Annotated in this window: 14 protein-coding genes; 2 read left to right on the top strand and 12 right to left on the bottom strand. The window is 73.6% G+C overall.

The window, feature by feature from the left end:
• Positions 1-64: 64 nt before the first annotated feature.
• Positions 65-754 carry a TVP38/TMEM64 family protein gene (locus tag ACFPM7_RS01685; protein WP_378242982.1) on the top strand — a complete coding sequence of 230 codons (690 nt, stop codon included), beginning with the start codon at positions 65-67 and terminating at the stop codon, positions 752-754.
• Here the strand turns inward: ACFPM7_RS01685 and ACFPM7_RS01680 are convergent.
• The 4 genes from ACFPM7_RS01680 to ACFPM7_RS01665 are packed head-to-tail and all read right to left on the bottom strand — an operon-like array spanning position 722 to position 3,556.
• Entirely contained in the window at positions 722-1,084 is a 363-nt protein-coding gene (locus tag ACFPM7_RS01680; protein WP_378242980.1) for a sterol carrier family protein, read from the bottom strand. The two genes, ACFPM7_RS01685 and ACFPM7_RS01680, sit on opposite strands and share 33 nt — an antisense overlap.
• Entirely contained in the window at positions 1,081-1,869 is a 789-nt protein-coding gene (locus ACFPM7_RS01675) for an ESX secretion-associated protein EspG (RefSeq protein WP_378242978.1), read from the bottom strand. Before ACFPM7_RS01675 ends, ACFPM7_RS01680 begins: the two co-directional genes overlap by 4 nt.
• A gap of 5 nt (positions 1,870-1,874) precedes the next feature.
• A complete protein-coding gene (locus ACFPM7_RS01670; RefSeq protein WP_378242976.1) occupies positions 1,875-3,167 on the bottom strand; it encodes a hypothetical protein in 1,293 nt (430 codons plus the stop codon).
• 5 nt (positions 3,168-3,172) lie between these two features.
• Positions 3,173-3,556 (bottom strand): hypothetical protein, encoded by a 384-nt coding sequence (locus ACFPM7_RS01665; protein WP_378242974.1) that lies wholly within the window; start codon positions 3,554-3,556, stop codon positions 3,173-3,175.
• Positions 3,557-3,734: 178 nt separating this feature from the next.
• Between ACFPM7_RS01665 and ACFPM7_RS01660 the strand changes: the two genes are divergently transcribed.
• On the top strand, positions 3,735-4,277 hold the full coding sequence (locus ACFPM7_RS01660) for a type VII secretion system-associated protein (protein ID WP_378242972.1): 543 nt from the start codon (positions 3,735-3,737) through the stop codon (positions 4,275-4,277).
• Here ACFPM7_RS01660 and ACFPM7_RS01655 read toward each other — a convergent pair.
• From ACFPM7_RS01655 to ACFPM7_RS01620, 8 genes are read right to left on the bottom strand one after another with little or no spacing between them, the layout of a single operon-like run.
• A complete protein-coding gene (locus ACFPM7_RS01655) occupies positions 4,240-4,455 on the bottom strand; it encodes a DUF397 domain-containing protein (RefSeq protein WP_378242970.1) in 216 nt (71 codons plus the stop codon). The two genes, ACFPM7_RS01660 and ACFPM7_RS01655, sit on opposite strands and share 38 nt — an antisense overlap.
• A complete protein-coding gene (locus tag ACFPM7_RS01650; RefSeq protein WP_378242968.1) occupies positions 4,442-5,308 on the bottom strand; it encodes a helix-turn-helix domain-containing protein in 867 nt (288 codons plus the stop codon). Before ACFPM7_RS01650 ends, ACFPM7_RS01655 begins: the two co-directional genes overlap by 14 nt.
• A 30-nt stretch (positions 5,309-5,338) precedes the next feature.
• Positions 5,339-7,828 carry a glycoside hydrolase family 3 protein gene (locus tag ACFPM7_RS01645; RefSeq protein WP_378242966.1) on the bottom strand — a complete coding sequence of 830 codons (2,490 nt, stop codon included), beginning with the start codon at positions 7,826-7,828 and terminating at the stop codon, positions 5,339-5,341.
• On the bottom strand, positions 7,825-8,556 hold the full coding sequence (locus tag ACFPM7_RS01640) for a PIG-L deacetylase family protein (RefSeq protein ID WP_378242964.1): 732 nt from the start codon (positions 8,554-8,556) through the stop codon (positions 7,825-7,827). Before ACFPM7_RS01640 ends, ACFPM7_RS01645 begins: the two co-directional genes overlap by 4 nt.
• Positions 8,537-10,597 (bottom strand): MFS transporter, encoded by a 2,061-nt coding sequence (locus tag ACFPM7_RS01635; RefSeq protein ID WP_378242962.1) that lies wholly within the window; start codon positions 10,595-10,597, stop codon positions 8,537-8,539. Before ACFPM7_RS01635 ends, ACFPM7_RS01640 begins: the two co-directional genes overlap by 20 nt.
• Positions 10,594-12,111: an NAD(P)-binding domain-containing protein gene (locus tag ACFPM7_RS01630; RefSeq protein WP_378242960.1), complete on the bottom strand. Its 1,518-nt coding sequence runs from the start codon at positions 12,109-12,111 to the stop codon at positions 10,594-10,596. The genes ACFPM7_RS01635 and ACFPM7_RS01630 overlap by 4 nt, the downstream gene beginning before the upstream one ends.
• An 18-nt stretch (positions 12,112-12,129) precedes the next feature.
• Positions 12,130-13,275, bottom strand: coding sequence for a radical SAM protein (locus tag ACFPM7_RS01625; RefSeq protein ID WP_378242958.1), 1,146 nt, complete (start codon positions 13,273-13,275; stop codon positions 12,130-12,132).
• A gap of 36 nt (positions 13,276-13,311) precedes the next feature.
• Positions 13,312-14,709 (bottom strand): GH1 family beta-glucosidase, encoded by a 1,398-nt coding sequence (locus tag ACFPM7_RS01620; protein ID WP_378242956.1) that lies wholly within the window; start codon positions 14,707-14,709, stop codon positions 13,312-13,314.
• Between the last annotated feature and the right edge of the window lie 64 nt (positions 14,710-14,773).

Below are 14,773 nucleotides of genomic sequence, written 5' to 3'. Positions count from 1 at the left end.
TGCAGCCGGGCTCGGTTCCGGCCAGCCGAGGGTGGGGCGCGTCACGTCGGTACCGTTGGTCGGCGTGTCCCGTCGCGCCACGCTGGTCTGCCTGCTCGGCCTCCTGGCCGCGGTGGTCGCCGTGGGCGTGCTCGTGCCGCTGCCGAGCCCCGCGGAGGTGCGCGACTGGGCGTCGGCGGCGGGCTGGGCGACCCCGGTGCTGTTCTTCCTCGCGTACTCGCTGCTGGCGGCCCTGCCGATCCCGCGCACGGTGTTCAACCTCTCCGGCGGGCTGCTGCTCGGCGAGGTGTGGGGCGTGGTCATCGGGATGGTGGCGACCGGGATCGCCGGGTCGCTGGGGTTCGCGCTGGCCAGGGGCCTGGGCAGGCGGTGGGTGACGCCGCTGATGGAGGTCTCGGCAATCCGGGCGGTGGACGCGCGGCTGCGCTCGGGCGGCTTTCCCGGGGTGCTGTCGCTGCGGCTGATCCCGGCGGTGCCGTTCGCGCCGCTCAACTACTGCTGCGGGCTGTCCACGATCGCGTTCCGGCCCTACCTGTGGGGCACGCTGCTGGGCAGCCTGCCCGGCACCACCGCCGCGGTCGTGCTCGGCGACGCGCTCACCGGGACGACGCCGCCGGTGCTGCTGGCCATCTACGGCTTCCTCGCCGTCGCGGGCGGCTACGGGCTGTACCGGACGCTGAAACACCGGCACCCGGAACTCGTCACCGACCCCCGGGACCCGTCAGAACCGGACGACCGGCAGGTGCGCGGCTAGGTCGGCGCGGCTGCCCGAGGCGCTGACCCGGCCGTCGGCCACGGCGTCGGCCCAGGCCAGCCTGCCGGTGGCCAGTTCGAGCCAGGTGCGCGGGTCGGTCTCCACGACGTTCGCGGGCGTGCCCCTGGTGTGCCTGGGCCCCTCGACGCACTGCACCGCCGCGAACGGCGGCACCCGCACCTCGACGGTCCGGCCGGGGGCGGTCTCGGCGAGCGTGCGCAGGCTGGTGCGCACGGCGGCGGCCAGCACGGGGCGGGCGGGCTTGTCGCCGCCGTCGAGCCAGGGCAGCGCCTCGGCGACGGCCGCGCGCACGGCGTGCGGGTCGCTCACGCGCCGTCGACCGTTTCCCGGAGCAGCTCGTCGACGTGGTGGCCGAGTTTGCGGGAGTCGGCGGGCGAGATGGTCGTCCACAGCTCGCCGTCCGGGCCCGCGCGGCGGACCTGCACGTAGCGGCCCGCGGCGGTGTCGAAGAAGGACACGACCCGCTCGCCGCGCACCCGGCGGCCCGCCCGGTTGCGGGCGGCGGCGCCGAAGTTCCCGGTGTTGACCACGTCGCCGATCATCTCGGCGAGCACCTCGGCGTCGTCGCCGCGGATGCCGTGCGCCAGCAGCGCGCCCTGGAAGCCGCGGACGGTGCCGTCGCCCTGGGCCGCGGACTCGAAGTCGGCGGTGCGCAGGGTGACCGAGCGCCCCGCCCCGGCGGGGGCCGACGGCAGCGCGCCGACCGCGGCCGAGGCCAGCCCGAGCGCGGAGACCCGGCTGAGCACCAGGGTCTGCCCGGTGAGCACGGCCAGCACGCCGGAGTCCTCGGCGGCGCAGGCCAGCAGCCGCACCTCGCGCCCGGCCCACAGCCTGCCGTCGACCTCGCGCTCGGGGCGGGCCAGCAGCGCGAACAGCTCGGCGATGGCCGGGTCGTCGCGGTCGATGCCGCGGGCGTGCAGGTCGGCCCAGACCCGGTTCTCGATCCCGGCGCGCTCGGTGTCGGTGCGTCCCGGCGAGGGCACCTTCACCACCAGCGGCATCGCGCCGGGGTCGACGCGCTCCCAGAGCACGTCGAACTCCAGCGCGCTCAGCGTGATCGGCTCGGCGGCGGACGTGCCGTCGATGGCCCCCATCGGCATCACCTGTCGGTGTCCTCGCCGATGACCGGCTGCGACACCGTGCGCTCGTCGCCGAACACGTCGACGGTCTCGATCAGGTAGTCGGCCAGGCCGTGCTCGCGGTCCTCGTCGCCGCCTGCCGCGCCGCCGAGCGGACCGGCCATGCCCATGCCCGTGCCACCGCGCGCGCCGGAGCCCGCGGGCACCGCGCCGATGGCACCGCCGCGCGCGCCGACCCCGGCCTCACCGGCCATGCCGACCCCGGGCCGGAAGATCTGGTTGCCCCTGGTGGACTCGCCCTCCACGGGCAGCGGCGCGATTCCGCCGCCGGGCATGCCGCCGCGCGCGCCGAACCCGCCGCGCGTCCCGGCCGATCCCCCCGACGGCCCTGCCCCGGGAGCGCCGAAGAACGGCCCGGCGCCCTGGCCGGGCGGCAGCGCGCCGGGACCGGCGTAGCCGGGGCCCGTCGGGCCCGCGGGCTGGGTGGGCGCGTAGCCCGCCGGGGTGGTGGTGCCGACCGGGGTGAAGCCCGCGGGCGGCGGGCCGCCCGGCGTGACGGAGCCGACGGGAGTGAAGGACCCGCCGCCGGTGTTCACCGTCGGGGTGTAGCCGGAGCCGCCGCTGGGTGCGGGCGCGGCGTAGGACGGCGCGGTCGAGCCGGAGCCGCCGGTGGTGTAGCCGCCGGTCGCGCTGGTGAAGTGCGTGACGCCCGCGGACATCCCGCCCTGCGGGGCCGGAGTGGAGACGACCACGTCCGGCGGCGGCACGAACTCGCCGAGGGTCTCGCGGTTGAACTCGCTGCTGCGGGAGTAGGAGTCCATGGCGTCGACGGCCTTCTGCGCGGCCTCGTCCTTGGCGCGCTCCTGGGCCTCGTGGTCGGAGGCCTGGTTGGCCACGGCCATGGCCGGGCCGGGGTTGCCGGTGAGCAGCGCGGCCCCGGCGGCGACCTTCGACCAGCCCGACGGCGCGGGCGTGGTGACCTTGACCGGCTCGGGCACCTCGGCGCGGGCGCGGGCGATCATGTCGGCCTGGTACTCGGTGGAGGCGCGCATGCCGCTGGCCCCGCCCTGGGCCTCGGCCGCCCAGACCTGCAGCGGGTTCAGCGCGGACTGCGCGCCGTCGGCGGCGGCGCCCTTCCAGGACACGGCCAGCGAGCCCAGCTTGGTGTTGAGGTCGCCGTCGATCTCACCGAGTTCGCGCAGCAGCGCGTCCCAGAACTCCGTCTGCGGCGTCGAGGCCGACGGACCGGGGCCCGCGTTGATCATCTTGTACAGCTCGGGGTGCTCGTACCCGCGCCAGCGGTGCTCCGCCATCGTCGTCACCTCGCGTCGGTGTGCTTCGTGCCCCACATGGCCGTGTTGTCGCCCTCGGTGAGCGTGTACGCCGCGTGCGCGGCGGCGAGCGCGTCGCAGGCGGCGCGCAGCTGGCGCTCGTAGCCGGTCAGGCAGGCGATCGCGGAGTCGGCCGCGCCGCCGTTGGTGCGGTCGGCGAAGCGGGTCGCCGTCTCGCCGCTGACCGGGTCGCCCGCCCAGTCGGGCACGGCGAGCGCGCCCAGCGCGCTGACCTTGGCCTCGACCCTGGCGTGCGCCTCGCGGAAGGCGGCGAGCGCGCCGGGGATGGCCGACGGCTCGATGTCCAGGGTCTGGGTTCCGGAGTACACCGGCGGCAGCGGGGCCCCGCCCCCTCCATCGGCGAGATGCACCTGCAGGCTCCCCTCGTCCCAAGCGACCGGTTCGACTCTAGCTTCGATGCGCGCGTGCGCGGAACGGTTCCCCTCCCGGGTTCACACCGACCGGCTGGGCGCGGGCACCCGCGAGCGGGCGGGCACCGGCCGAATACGATAGGTGGCCCATCGTGGACACCGCCATTCGGAGCAGCCCATGCACCAGCCGGAGATCACCCTCGACATGCGCCGCGCCGCCCGGTCGAACCCGGGGACCTGGCTGACGGTGATCGACCCGGGCTTCGCCCCCGGCTCCGATGTGCCCCCGTGGGGCGTCATCGGCGCCTATCCGGTCGACGCCCGCGGCGAGATCCAGGACGAGTTCCGCCCCAACGAGGACTACCGGCCCTCGCCGAAGGCACTGCGCATGCCCGCCCCGGTCACCGAGCTGGAGCGGGTGATGCAGCTGGTCAAGACCAGGCACCTGCCGCAGCGGGCGCTGCTGCCGGTGCTGCGCGAGTCCCGGCTGCTGGTCTACGCCCGCGACGGCCGCGACGCCGGGGTCACCGCCTTCCCCAACCACGACGGCCGGGTGCTGGTCCCGGCGTGCACGGTGGTGGCGCGGGTGCCCAAGCAGTGGCCGGGCTGGCGGGAGATCTCCGGTCGCGCCCTGGCCCAGCAGCTCAACGGCTTCCCGCTGGTGGTGAACCCGGCCGGGCCGATCACCGCGGTCGTGCCCGCGGCCGACCTGCTCGACTGAGCAGCGCCGCCCACGCTGGTGCGGGGAAAGCCAGCTCGGGGCCGGTGTTCTTGCTGTCGCGGACGAGCCATCCCGGCCCGTCGGGGGCTACTTCGACGCAGTTCCCGTTGGCGGCGCTGGCGCTGCCGCGGCGCCAGGCCCGGGGTTGCGGCAGGGGATGCTGTTCATAGGACGCCATTGTCCTCTCCGTCCGCGTACAGCTCGCGCGCCAGTCCGGCGACGAGCTGCCGCGATTCTCCCGCACCCAGCGCTGTGTCGGCGAGCGCCGAGAGGATGCCCCGGTAGGCCGCGATCTCCTCGGGGCGCTCCAGGAACAGGCTGGAGTTCTCGCTCTCCAGGTACACGATCGGCTTGTAGTGCGGGAACTCCATCAGGCGGAACGCGCCCGCCAGCGCGGCGTGCGCGCCGACGGCGGCGGGCACCACGCGCAGCGCGATGTTGTCCCGGCCCGCCATGCGCACCAGGTGGTTGAGCTGCTCGGCCATGATCTCCGGCCCGCCGATCGGCAGCCGCAGCGCGAACTCGTGGACGTAGAAGGTGAACCGCGGCGGGCGGGCCCGGCGGAACAGCTGCTGGCGGGCGGTGCGGGCGATCACCCGCTCGTCCACCTCGCGGGCGGGGACGTTGCTGTTGGCGCGCACGATCGCCTGGGCGTAGTCCACCGTCTGGAGCAGCCCGGGGACCAGGGTGGGCTCGAACTCGTCGATGCCGCACGCCTGGTTCTCGTGGTCGACCAGGGTTTTGAGCTGCGTGGGCAGCCTGCCGAGCTGCTGCACCCACGCGCCCGCGCCGGGGTCGCGGCACAGCGACAGCAGCCTGCTGCGCTCGTCGCCGTTGACCCCGCAGAGCACGAGCAGGGACGAGACGTCCCGCTCGCTCGCCCCGCGGGCGCCAAGCAGCAGGCGGGACACCTTCGAGGGTGACCAGCCGAGCCTGCGAGAGGCTTCCTGTCCGGTGAGGCCCGCGGCTTTGAGGGCTTTTCGCAACGCTTCGCCGAGTTCACGGCTGCGGATCGTGGGCACGCGGTCCATGGTGGTTGTCGGGCCGAGCCGGTCCAGGAGCTAGGGGGTCCAGCGGATGTTGCGGAGTTCGACGCAGCCCGAACCCTCAGTGTAGATCATGAAGGGCACGTCGACGTGCTCCAGGTCCGAGCCGATCCGGCGCAGTTCGGCCAGCGGAACCCGCAGTGTGGTCCAGTCCTCGCCGAGCCGGTCGGTGATGTCCAGGCCGGGCTGGGCCGGGTAGTCGTCGTGCACGGCCAGGTAGAGCGGGCGCTCCGGGCGCTCCACCACCCGGATGCCCAGCGAGATCGCCCCGCCCGCGGCGGCGTAGCCGCGCAGGTCGCGCGGAAGCCCGGAGACGTTCTCGGCATAGACGAACGCGGGAAAACCCTTGAACCGCAGGCGCAGCTCGCCGCCGAGCGGGTCGGCGCGCACGATCAGCTCGTCGGTCGGGGCGTCGAAGTCGATGTCGACGCGCGACCACGTGTTGTGCCCGCCGATGCGGAAGCGCAGGCCGTCGGCGGGCTGCCCGCCGGTGAGCACCGGCAGCGGCTCGGCCTCGGCGGTGGCGGGCGGGGCCACCCTCGGCGGGTCCAGCGGCAGCGGGCCGGGGCCGAGGTCGTAGCGGCCGAGGCCGTAGCCGATCTCGAACAGCGGCGCGGCGTCGCCGTCGGGCTCGGTCTCCTCCGGCGGGACGGTGTAGCCGGGGATGTGCGGCGGGACGCGGTTGGCCGCCGAGTGCTGCCGCCCGCGCGGCCACGAGCTGGGCAGCCTGCCGGTGAAGTCGTGGTCGCCGAAGAGCACGTCGGTGATGCCCCCGGCCTGCGGGCCGGGCAGCCAGGCCACGGCGAAGGCGTCGGAGAGGTTGATCTCCTCGGTGGTGTAGAGCGGGCGGCCGGTGAGGAACACCGTCGCGATCGGCACCCCGGCCAGCCGCAGCTTGCGCAGGATCTCCAGATCGCGGGCGTAGGAGAGCTTGAGGTCGGCGTAGCCGAGGCTGCGCCACGGCTTGAGCGTGCCGCGCATCTCCGCGTAGGAGTCCTCGCCGAGCACGACCACGGCGACGTCGTAGGCGGTCGGGTCGACGCGGATCAGCTCCGGGTCGACGACGGTGTCGGCGGCCACGGCGGCCAGCGCGTCGGCGACGGTGCCGCCGCCGGGCAGGTCGGCGGGCACGATGTCGTCGCCCTGCCAGGTGAGCGTCCAGCCGCCGGTCTGCTTGCTGATGTCGTGCACGCCGCTGCCGGTGGCCAGCACCCGCGCCGAGCGGCGGATCGGCAGCACCCCGGCGGTGTTCTTCAGCAGCACCACCGACCGGCGGGCGGCCTCGCGGGCGAGCGCCCGGTGCTCGGGTCCGCCGATCGCGCGGGCCGGGCGCTCGGCGGGCCGGGGACGGGTCCACAGGCCCGCGCGCAGCTTGACCCGCAGCACGCGCGCGACGGCGTCATCGATGCGCGCGAGCGGGATGGCGCCGCGCTCGACGTCCTCCACCGCCCGGTGGTAGACCGACTGCCAGGCCGCCCGACCGGCGATCATCAGCACGTCGAGCCCGGCGTTGATGGCGTAGCCTGCGTCGCCGATCGAGCAGTTGGCGACCTCGGAGTGGGCGTCCCAGTCGCTGATGACGATGCCGTCGAAGCCGACCGCGTTCTTCAGCACGTCGGTGATCAGGTACTTCGAGCCGTGCACCTTGTGGTTGTAGGGCTCGTGGTAGAGGCCGGGCCTGGCCGCGCCGTGGTCGTAGTTGGCCTCGTCCTCCCAGCTGGAGAAGGACGCCATCACGCACTGCGCGCCCGCGGCGATGGCCGAGTAGAAGCCCGCCGCGTGGATGTTGCGGACGTGGTCCTCCGGGCAGCGCGCGACCCCGCGGTCGGCGCCGTCGGCGGTGCCGCCGTCGGCCACCCAGTGCTTGACGGTCGCGATGACCCCGCGCCCGGCGCGCAGGTCCGCCTGCGTGCCCTGCAGCCCCTCGACCATGGCCGCGGCGTAGGCGTGCACCAGCTCGGGGTCCTCGGAGTAGCCCTCGTAGTAGCGGCCCCAGCGCCGGTCCCTGGGCGTGGTGACCGTGGGGGCGAAGGTCCAGTCCATGCCGGTGGCCAGGATCTCCTCGGCGCTGGCCCGCCCGACGCGGCGCACCAGGTCGGCATCGCCGGCCGCGCCCAGGCCGATGTTGTGCGGGAACACCGTCGCGCCGTAGACGTTGTTGTGCCCGTGCACGGCGTCGGTGGCCCACATGAACGGCACCCGGAACGGCCTGCCCGCGTACGCCTCCTCGGCGGCCTGCCAGAACGTGTCGACCGTGCCGACCCACGCCGCGACGCCCGCGTGCCGGTCGCCGCCGGGCCAGATGCCCGCGCCGTTGAGCGCCGAGCCGATCTTGTACTCGGTGACGTCCTCGGGCGTGAGCTGCGCCAGCTCGGGCTGGATCATCTGCCCCAGCTTCTCGGCCAGCGTCATGCGGGTGACCAGGGCCGCGACCCTGGCCTCGACCGCGGGGTCGGGCGCGATCGCCGAGCGGACGCGGGGCCAGGCGGCGTGGTACTCGATCATGGGAGCTCCGTCGGGGACAGCCAGAAGGATTCCGCCGCGCGGTCGAGCACCCGGCGCTGGAAGGCGAGCGGCACCACCGGCCGGGTCTGGCCGGGGGCGTACAGCTCGACCTGCGTGCGGTGCTCGGCGAGCGCGGCGCGCTTGGCGTCGCGGTGCGCGGTGATGTCGAAGGCGACCAGCCGCTCCCCCGCGGCGGGCTCCGCGTCGGTGGGCTCGCGGCTGGTGAAGGCGAACTCGGCCTCGGTGCGCTCGTCCCACACGACGTACTTGCGCAATGCGGGCGCAGAGCCCAGCTCGGCGAGGCAGGCCACGGCGACCTCGCCGGTGAGCCGGTGGTCCCCGTGCAGCTCGCGCACGTCGTGGGGCAGGAACACCTCGGCGGGGTCCAGTTCGGCGAACAGCTCCAGCAGCTGCTCGCGCAGCCGGGGCAGGGTGGCGGCCAGGCCGGTGTCGGCGTGGCCGAGGAAGCGCACGTCGGAGACGCCCAGGACCTTCGCCGCCGCGGTGGCCTCGGCGCGGCGGACCTCGGCCAGCTCGGCGGGGCTGGGGTCGGCGTGGATGCCGAGGACCGCGGTGTGCGAGGCGGCCCCGTCGGTGACGACGGCGACCACCACGCGCGCCCCGGCCGCCGTGCGCGCGGCGATCGTGCCGCCGCAGGCGATCACGTCGTCGTCGGGGTGCGGGGACAGGACGAGGACGGTGCCTGGCTCAGAGGCTGGGCGCGGCATCGCGGCCTCCCCGCAGGCCGCGGTCGCGGATAATGTCGTTGATGACGAAGAAGTGGTTGTCCACCAGCAGGTCGGTGACCGGGGTGTCGTACTTCGCCGCGAAGTAGCGGTAGTTCCCGGCGGCGGAGGCCATGTTCGCCTCGTAGCTCTTGGGGTGCGGCACGTGGATGGCGCAGGCGTCGCGGTTGAGCACGAAGCGCGCGCCCGCGCGGTGCAGGCGGTAGGACAGGTCGACGTCCTCCACGCCCCAGGAGCGGTACTCCTCGTCGAACCCGCCGACCTCGCGCACCAGCGCGGTGGGCGCGGAGACGTTGCAGGTCCAGAACATCAGCCAGGGGGCGGGCAGGTCGCCGAAGTCGTCGCCGTACTTGGCGTAGAACTCCTCGCGGATGTCGAGCCACTTCTGTTCGGCGCGCAGCCGCTCCATGGTGCTGTCGGGGTCGGCGAAGTCGATGGCGGCGGTCATCACCGCGCCGTCCTCGTTGTCCTCGTTGAAGCACAGGACGTAGCCGCACACCGCGACCGGCCCGTCGCCGTCGCGGTGGCTGGCCAGGTGCGCGGCGAGCGCCCCGCTGTGCAGCACCACCCCGGAGTCCACGAACACGACGACCTCCCCGCGCGCGCGCTCGACGCCCGCGTTGCGCGCCGCGGCGACCCGGTAGCCCTGGTCCTCCTGGAAGACGTAGGTCAGGTCGAGGCGGTTGCGGAAGCCCATCACGGTCTCGGCGGTGGCGTCGGTGGAGCCGTCGTCCACGACGATCACCTCGTAGCGCTGGGGAAGCCGCTGCCGGGCCAGCGAGGCCAGCGTGTGCCGCAGCAGCTCGGCCCGGTTGTAGGTGGGCACCACCACCGTCACCGCGACAGGACGGACGTCTGTCATTCCGCGCACTCCGATCAGCAGGGCGGCGAGCGCGGACAGACCCGCGCACACCCAGAACACGGTCGAGTAGCCGAGGAGCTGTCCCGCGACGCCGGTGACGCTGCCCCCGAGCAGCCCACCGGCCTTGAACCCCGAGGCGTAGAGCGCCGAGGCCGCCCCGACGCGGTCGGGCATCTCGTCCTGCAGCATCAGCACCGGCAGGCTCAGCACACCCGCCGTCCACAGCGCGTTGGGGATCTGGAGCAGCAGCAGCGCAGGCAGGCTCGTGGCCAGCGGCAGCAGCGCGAAGAACCCCACCGCCACCACGACGCTGCCCAGCAGGACCTTGGCCTTGCCGATGCGGTCGGCGTTGGCCCCGATGAGCAGCGTCGCCGGGATCTCGATCACCGCGGCCACGCCGACGAGCAGGCCGGGCACGCCCAGGCCCATGCCGAGGTCCTTGGTGGTGAACAGCGCGATGGTGATCTGGTAGGCGGTGTTGACCGTCAGCATGAGCGCGATCGCGCCGAGCAGCAGGTAGGTGCGCCTGCCCAGACCGGCGTAGGTGGGCTGCTCACGCGGCTCGGGCACCTTGGCCAGGTTCGGCATCCCCCACCGGGACAGGGCCGCGCCGGCCAGGTAGAGCACGCCCGCGATCGCGTAGAGCCAGGTGAAGCCGAGCTCGGCGATGACGAGGAACGCCAGCGGCGGCCCGATGATCCAGGCCATCGTGGTGACCGAGCGCAGCGCCGAGCTGAACAGCGTCACGCCCGCGCCGCGGTGCTCGGCGAACTCGCGGGTGTAGGCGAAGAGCTGCCCGAAGGTCGCCCCGCCGATGCCGAAGAACAGCGCGCCCGCGATCAGCAGCATCGTGTAGTCGCGCAGCAGCATGTAGGAGAACGCGCCGAGCGCCGAGAGCAGCGCGCACACGGCGATGAGGGTGCGCCTGCTGCGCATGCGGTCCGAGAGCGCGCCGACGTAGAGGTCGGTGCCGATCTCGGCGGCGGCCCGGCCCGCGAAGAACAGGCCGATCATCAGCGGGGTGGCCAGCACGGCGTCGGCCAGGAAGAGGCTGGTCGTGGTGACGACGAACGCGCCGGCCACGCCGATGGTCCCGGTCGCGCCCGCCAGCCGGGTCGCCTGGCCGTCGGCGAACAGCCCCCGCAGCAGACCCCGGGTCACCGCCTGCTCCCCACGCGGGCCCGCTGCCGGTAGGGCAGCGCCGGGTCCAGCACCCGGTCCGGGGCCACCAGCGCGGCGGCGGCGTGGTCGGCCGGGGTGATCTGGGCGCGGGCCAGCAGCACGTCCCTGGCCCGCTCCGGCAGCCCGGCCAGCACCCGGCGGCGCACGCCGGTGACGTCGACCTCCAGGTCGTGGGCGGCGCGGGCGGGGACCGGGGTGCGCAGGTTGGCCGGGGCGACGACACCGGCCACGACCGTCCAGTACTCGGCGAAGTCGGTGGCCGGGTCGGGCAGGTCGCCGCTGAGCGCGCGGAAGCGGATGGTCTCCAGCCAGCAGTCCAGGTAGCGCTTGTCCGACAGCGCCGCCATGTTCTCCGCGCACCAGCCCGAGCGCTCGCGCACGCCCGGCAGTCGGGCGCGCCCGGCCCACACCGCCAGCACCCAGCCCGCGATGGCCTCGAAGTACGGGCACGCGGTGCCGAAGGCCTCGGTGTCCACCGGAGTGTTGATCACCGCCAGGGTGGGGTCGATGCGGTGGAAGTGGTGCTCGTAGAGGTCTTCGCGGCGGAAGCCGTCGAGGAACTCGTAGTCGGGCATCTCGTAGCCGGTGCAGAAGATGACCGAGTCGTAGTCCTCGACGGTCCCGTCGGCGAACTCGACGGCGCCGGTCTTGCCGCCGAACGCGGCGAACGCCGGGCGCGGGGTGACGGCGCGGCGGTGCACCAGCGGGATGATCTTCTCGTTGACGTGCACCGCGCCGTGGAAGCCGTCCTCGGGCAGCAGGCCGGTGGCGCGGTAGGCGCGCATGTACTCCGGCATCAGCTGTTCCAGCCAGGCAAGGTAGTCGCGGTAGGGCATGTCCTCCAGGGCGACGCGGCCCGCGTAGGAGAACAGCGCGTCGTTGAAGGAGCGACCGCAGTAGCGCGGCAGGAACAGCTGCCTGCCGCGGATGGACCAGTCCACCGACGCGGCGGCGCCCGCCAGCTCGGCGGCGATGTCGGCCCCGCTGACCCCGCCGCCGACGACCAGCACCCGCTTGCCCGCGAACGGCTCGGGCGCGCGGTAGTCCTTGGCGGTGAGCACGCCCTCGGGCAGCGAGGCGGGAACGCGCGGCCGCCACAACTCACCGCTGGCCACCATCACCGCGTCGAACTCCTCGACCCCCGACGCCGTCGCCACCCGCCACCGGCCATCTACTTTGGACACCCCGACGACCTCGGCCCCGAAGCGGACCCTGGCCAGCACACCGAAGTGCTCGGCGTAGGCGCGCAGGTAGGCGTGCACCTCGGCCAGGGTGGGGAAGTCGGTGGGGGTCAGGGGCGCGAAGTCGGTGAACGGGAAGGCCATGCGCGAGGTCTGCATCCGCACCGACGGGTAGGCCCCGCCGGTCGCCGGATTCCAGATCCCGCCGACGTCGGTGTGCTTCTCCAGCACGACGACGTCGTGCCCGTCGGCCAGCGCCTGCTTGGCGCTGGTCAGCCCTGCCGGTCCCGCGCCGATCACGGCGATGCGCATTGTCCGCTCCGCTTGTGGCTAGATGAACGGGTCGTAATCCTCAACCAGGCCCTCGACCGCGCCGCCATCCGACAGGGTCGCGACGGCCAGGTTGGTGGGGTGCCGGGCGCAGACGAAGGGGCAGTCCGCGCTCGGGTCGATCACGGTGGTGTCGGCGGCCGCCCACATCTCGGCGAACGGGCGGCCTGCGATGTCGCCGATGAGCCCGCGCGGGTTGCCCCGGTGGTAGGGGCAGACGAACACGCCGTTGGGGGTGATCGTGGTGCGCAGCTCGGCGGTGGCGCAGGTGCGGTAGTCCTTGACCTGCAGGGGATCGGCGCCCGCGCGCACCGCGCCCCAGTTGGACGAGCCGAGCAGGGTGAAGGTGTCGTCCTCCAGCCCGGCGAGCTTCGCCAGCTGCTCCTCGACGCGGTCGACGTCCTCGGCGCGCTGGTTGACCGTGAAGTGGTCGGCGTCGAGCATCGCCTTCATCTCGAAGTAGTCGCAGCCGATGTCCTTGGCCAGCGCGCCCGCCTCGTACACCTCGCCGTAGTTGGAGTCGGTGACGGTCCCGTCCTCGGCGAAGCGCTGCATGAGCAGGAACGAGTAGCCGAGCCTGCCCGCCTTGCGCTCGGCGAGCCTGCGCATGTTGTCGATGACCAGCGGGAAGACGCTGCTCTTGCGGCGGCTGGGCCGGAAGCGGTCGTAGGTGTCGGCGGTGGCGGCGTCGACCGACACCCTGACCCAGGACAGCATGCCCGCCAGCTCGTCGAGGTAGCGGCCGATGAGCGTGCCGTTGGTGACCAGGCCGAGCTGGACGCCGCCCTCGTGCAGGGTGCGGATCACCGTGCCGATCGAGCGGTGCATCAGCGGCTCGCCGCCGCCGATCAGGATGACCGCGCGCACCCCGGCCGCGACCAGCTCGCCTGCCAGCTCGGCGATGCGGTCGCCGCCGAACTGGCCGGTGTTGAGCACCCCGGAGCTGATGCACTCCGGGCAGGCCAGGTCGCACAGCGTCGTGGGGTCGAGGTCGACCACCACCGGCGCGGCCAGCCGCCCGCCGTCCGCGACGACGCGGGCGGCGGGGTGGACGGACCGCTGGTAGAGCTTGCCCACCAGGTCGAGGCTCTTGTCGACGTGCGCCGTGCCGAGCGGGCGCGGGGTGGGTAACGGGATCGCGGGCACTCGCTTGGACCCTCCGCGGGCAGTGGCTTCTCGGGCCTACTCGGGCGTCCCCGCGCCCGGTCGGACCCCGTTCTCGCGGATGACCTCTGCATAGAAGTCCGCGCTGGCCTTGCGGGTGCGGCGCTGTGTGGCGTAGTCGACGTGCACGATGCCGAAGCGCATGCCGTAGCCCTCGGCCCACTCGTAGTTGTCCAGCAGCGACCAGACGAAGAAGCCGCGCACGTCCACCCCGCGCCCGATGGCCTCGTGCACCGCGGCGAAGTGGTCGCGCAGGAACTCGACCCGGTCGTCGTCCTGTACGCGGCCGTCGGCGTCGGCCTGGTCGTCGCAGGCCGCGCCGTTCTCGGTGATGTAGACCGGCAGGCCGGGGTACTCGGTGTGGATGTCGACCAGCGTGCGCAGCAGGCCGTTGGGCTCGACGTCCCAGCCGATGTGGGTGTTGCGCTTGTTGTGCTTGTGGAAGGCCACGTCCTCGGCGCCGGGCCACGAGGTCGGCTCGCCGTTCGCGGTGCCCGCGCTGACCTGGTAGACGCTGTAGTAGTTCACACCGACGAAGTCGATCGGCTCGGCGATGATCTCCTCGTCGCCGGGGCGGATGTGCTCGGTGCCGCACACCTCGGCGAAGTGCTTGCGGATGTCCTCGGCGTAGCCGCCCTTCATCACCGGCTCCAGGAACAGCCGGTTCTGCAGCAGGTCGATCTGGCGGGCGGCGTCGGCGTCGGCGGGGGAGTCGGTCAGCGGGTCGACGGGGTAGAAGTTCGGCGCCAGGCCGACCTTCGCCGGGTGCGGGCCGGACTTGAGCCGCTGGTTGGCCAGGCCGTGGGCCAGCAGGAGGTGGTGGGCGGCGCGCAGGGCCCCGGGCGGGTCCTGCACGCCGGGGGCGTGGATGCCGCTGCTGTAGCCGAGGAACGCCGCGCACCAGGGTTCGTTGACCGTCACCCAGGTCTGCACGAGGTCGCCGAGGGCCTGCTTGGCCAGCTCGGCGTATTCGGCGAAGCGGTAGGCGGTGTTGCGGTTGAGCCAGCCGCCCTCTTCCTCGAGGGCCTGCGGCAGGTCCCAGTGGTAGAGCGTGGCGACCGGCTCGATGCCCTTGGCGTGCAGGGACTCCAGCAAGCCGCGGTAGAAGGCGACGGCCTCGGGGTTGGCCGGGCCGCGGCCGTCGGGCTGGAAGCGGGCCCAGGACACCGAGAAGCGGTAGGCGCGCAGGCCGAGGTCGGCCATCAGGGCGACGTCCTCGGGGTAGCGCTTGTAGTGCTCGACGGCGATGTCGCCGGTCTCGCCGCCGACGACCTTGCCGGGCGTCCTGGCGAAGGTGTCCCAGATCGAGGGCTTCCGACCGCCTTCGGCCGCCGCGCCTTCGATCTGGTACGCCGAGGTGGCCGCGCCCCAGCGGAAGTCGGGCGGGAAGGCGAGCAGGTCGGAGTGGTCGGTCATGGGGGATTCGCACCTTTCGCCCGAACGGCGCGCTTCTGGGAGCGCTCTCACAGATCTTGACAGG

The sequence above is a fragment of the Actinokineospora guangxiensis genome (assembly GCF_042657845.1).
Lineage (GTDB): Bacteria > Actinomycetota > Actinomycetes > Mycobacteriales > Pseudonocardiaceae > Actinokineospora > Actinokineospora guangxiensis.
Note: the sequence above shows the minus strand (reverse complement) of the source record. Positions and strands in the feature narration are given on the sequence as shown.

Excerpts from the sequence above, each read along its gene's own strand:
- ACFPM7_RS01675 (WP_378242978.1), bottom strand. The coding sequence starts at position 1,869 with ATGGGGGCCATCGACGGCACGTCCGCCGCCGAGCCGATCACGCTGAGC.
- ACFPM7_RS01650 (WP_378242968.1), bottom strand. The coding sequence starts at position 5,308 with ATGGACCGCGTGCCCACGATCCGCAGCCGTGAACTCGGCGAAGCGTTG.
- ACFPM7_RS01645 (WP_378242966.1), bottom strand. The coding sequence starts at position 7,828 with ATGATCGAGTACCACGCCGCCTGGCCCCGCGTCCGCTCGGCGATCGCG.
- ACFPM7_RS01640 (WP_378242964.1), bottom strand. The coding sequence starts at position 8,556 with ATGCCGCGCCCAGCCTCTGAGCCAGGCACCGTCCTCGTCCTGTCCCCG.
- ACFPM7_RS01620 (WP_378242956.1), bottom strand. The coding sequence starts at position 14,709 with ATGACCGACCACTCCGACCTGCTCGCCTTCCCGCCCGACTTCCGCTGG.
- ACFPM7_RS01630 (WP_378242960.1), bottom strand. The coding sequence starts at position 12,111 with ATGCGCATCGCCGTGATCGGCGCGGGACCGGCAGGGCTGACCAGCGCC.
- ACFPM7_RS01670 (WP_378242976.1), bottom strand. The coding sequence starts at position 3,167 with ATGGCGGAGCACCGCTGGCGCGGGTACGAGCACCCCGAGCTGTACAAG.
- ACFPM7_RS01660 (WP_378242972.1), top strand. The coding sequence starts at position 3,735 with ATGCACCAGCCGGAGATCACCCTCGACATGCGCCGCGCCGCCCGGTCG.
- ACFPM7_RS01655 (WP_378242970.1), bottom strand. The coding sequence starts at position 4,455 with ATGGCGTCCTATGAACAGCATCCCCTGCCGCAACCCCGGGCCTGGCGC.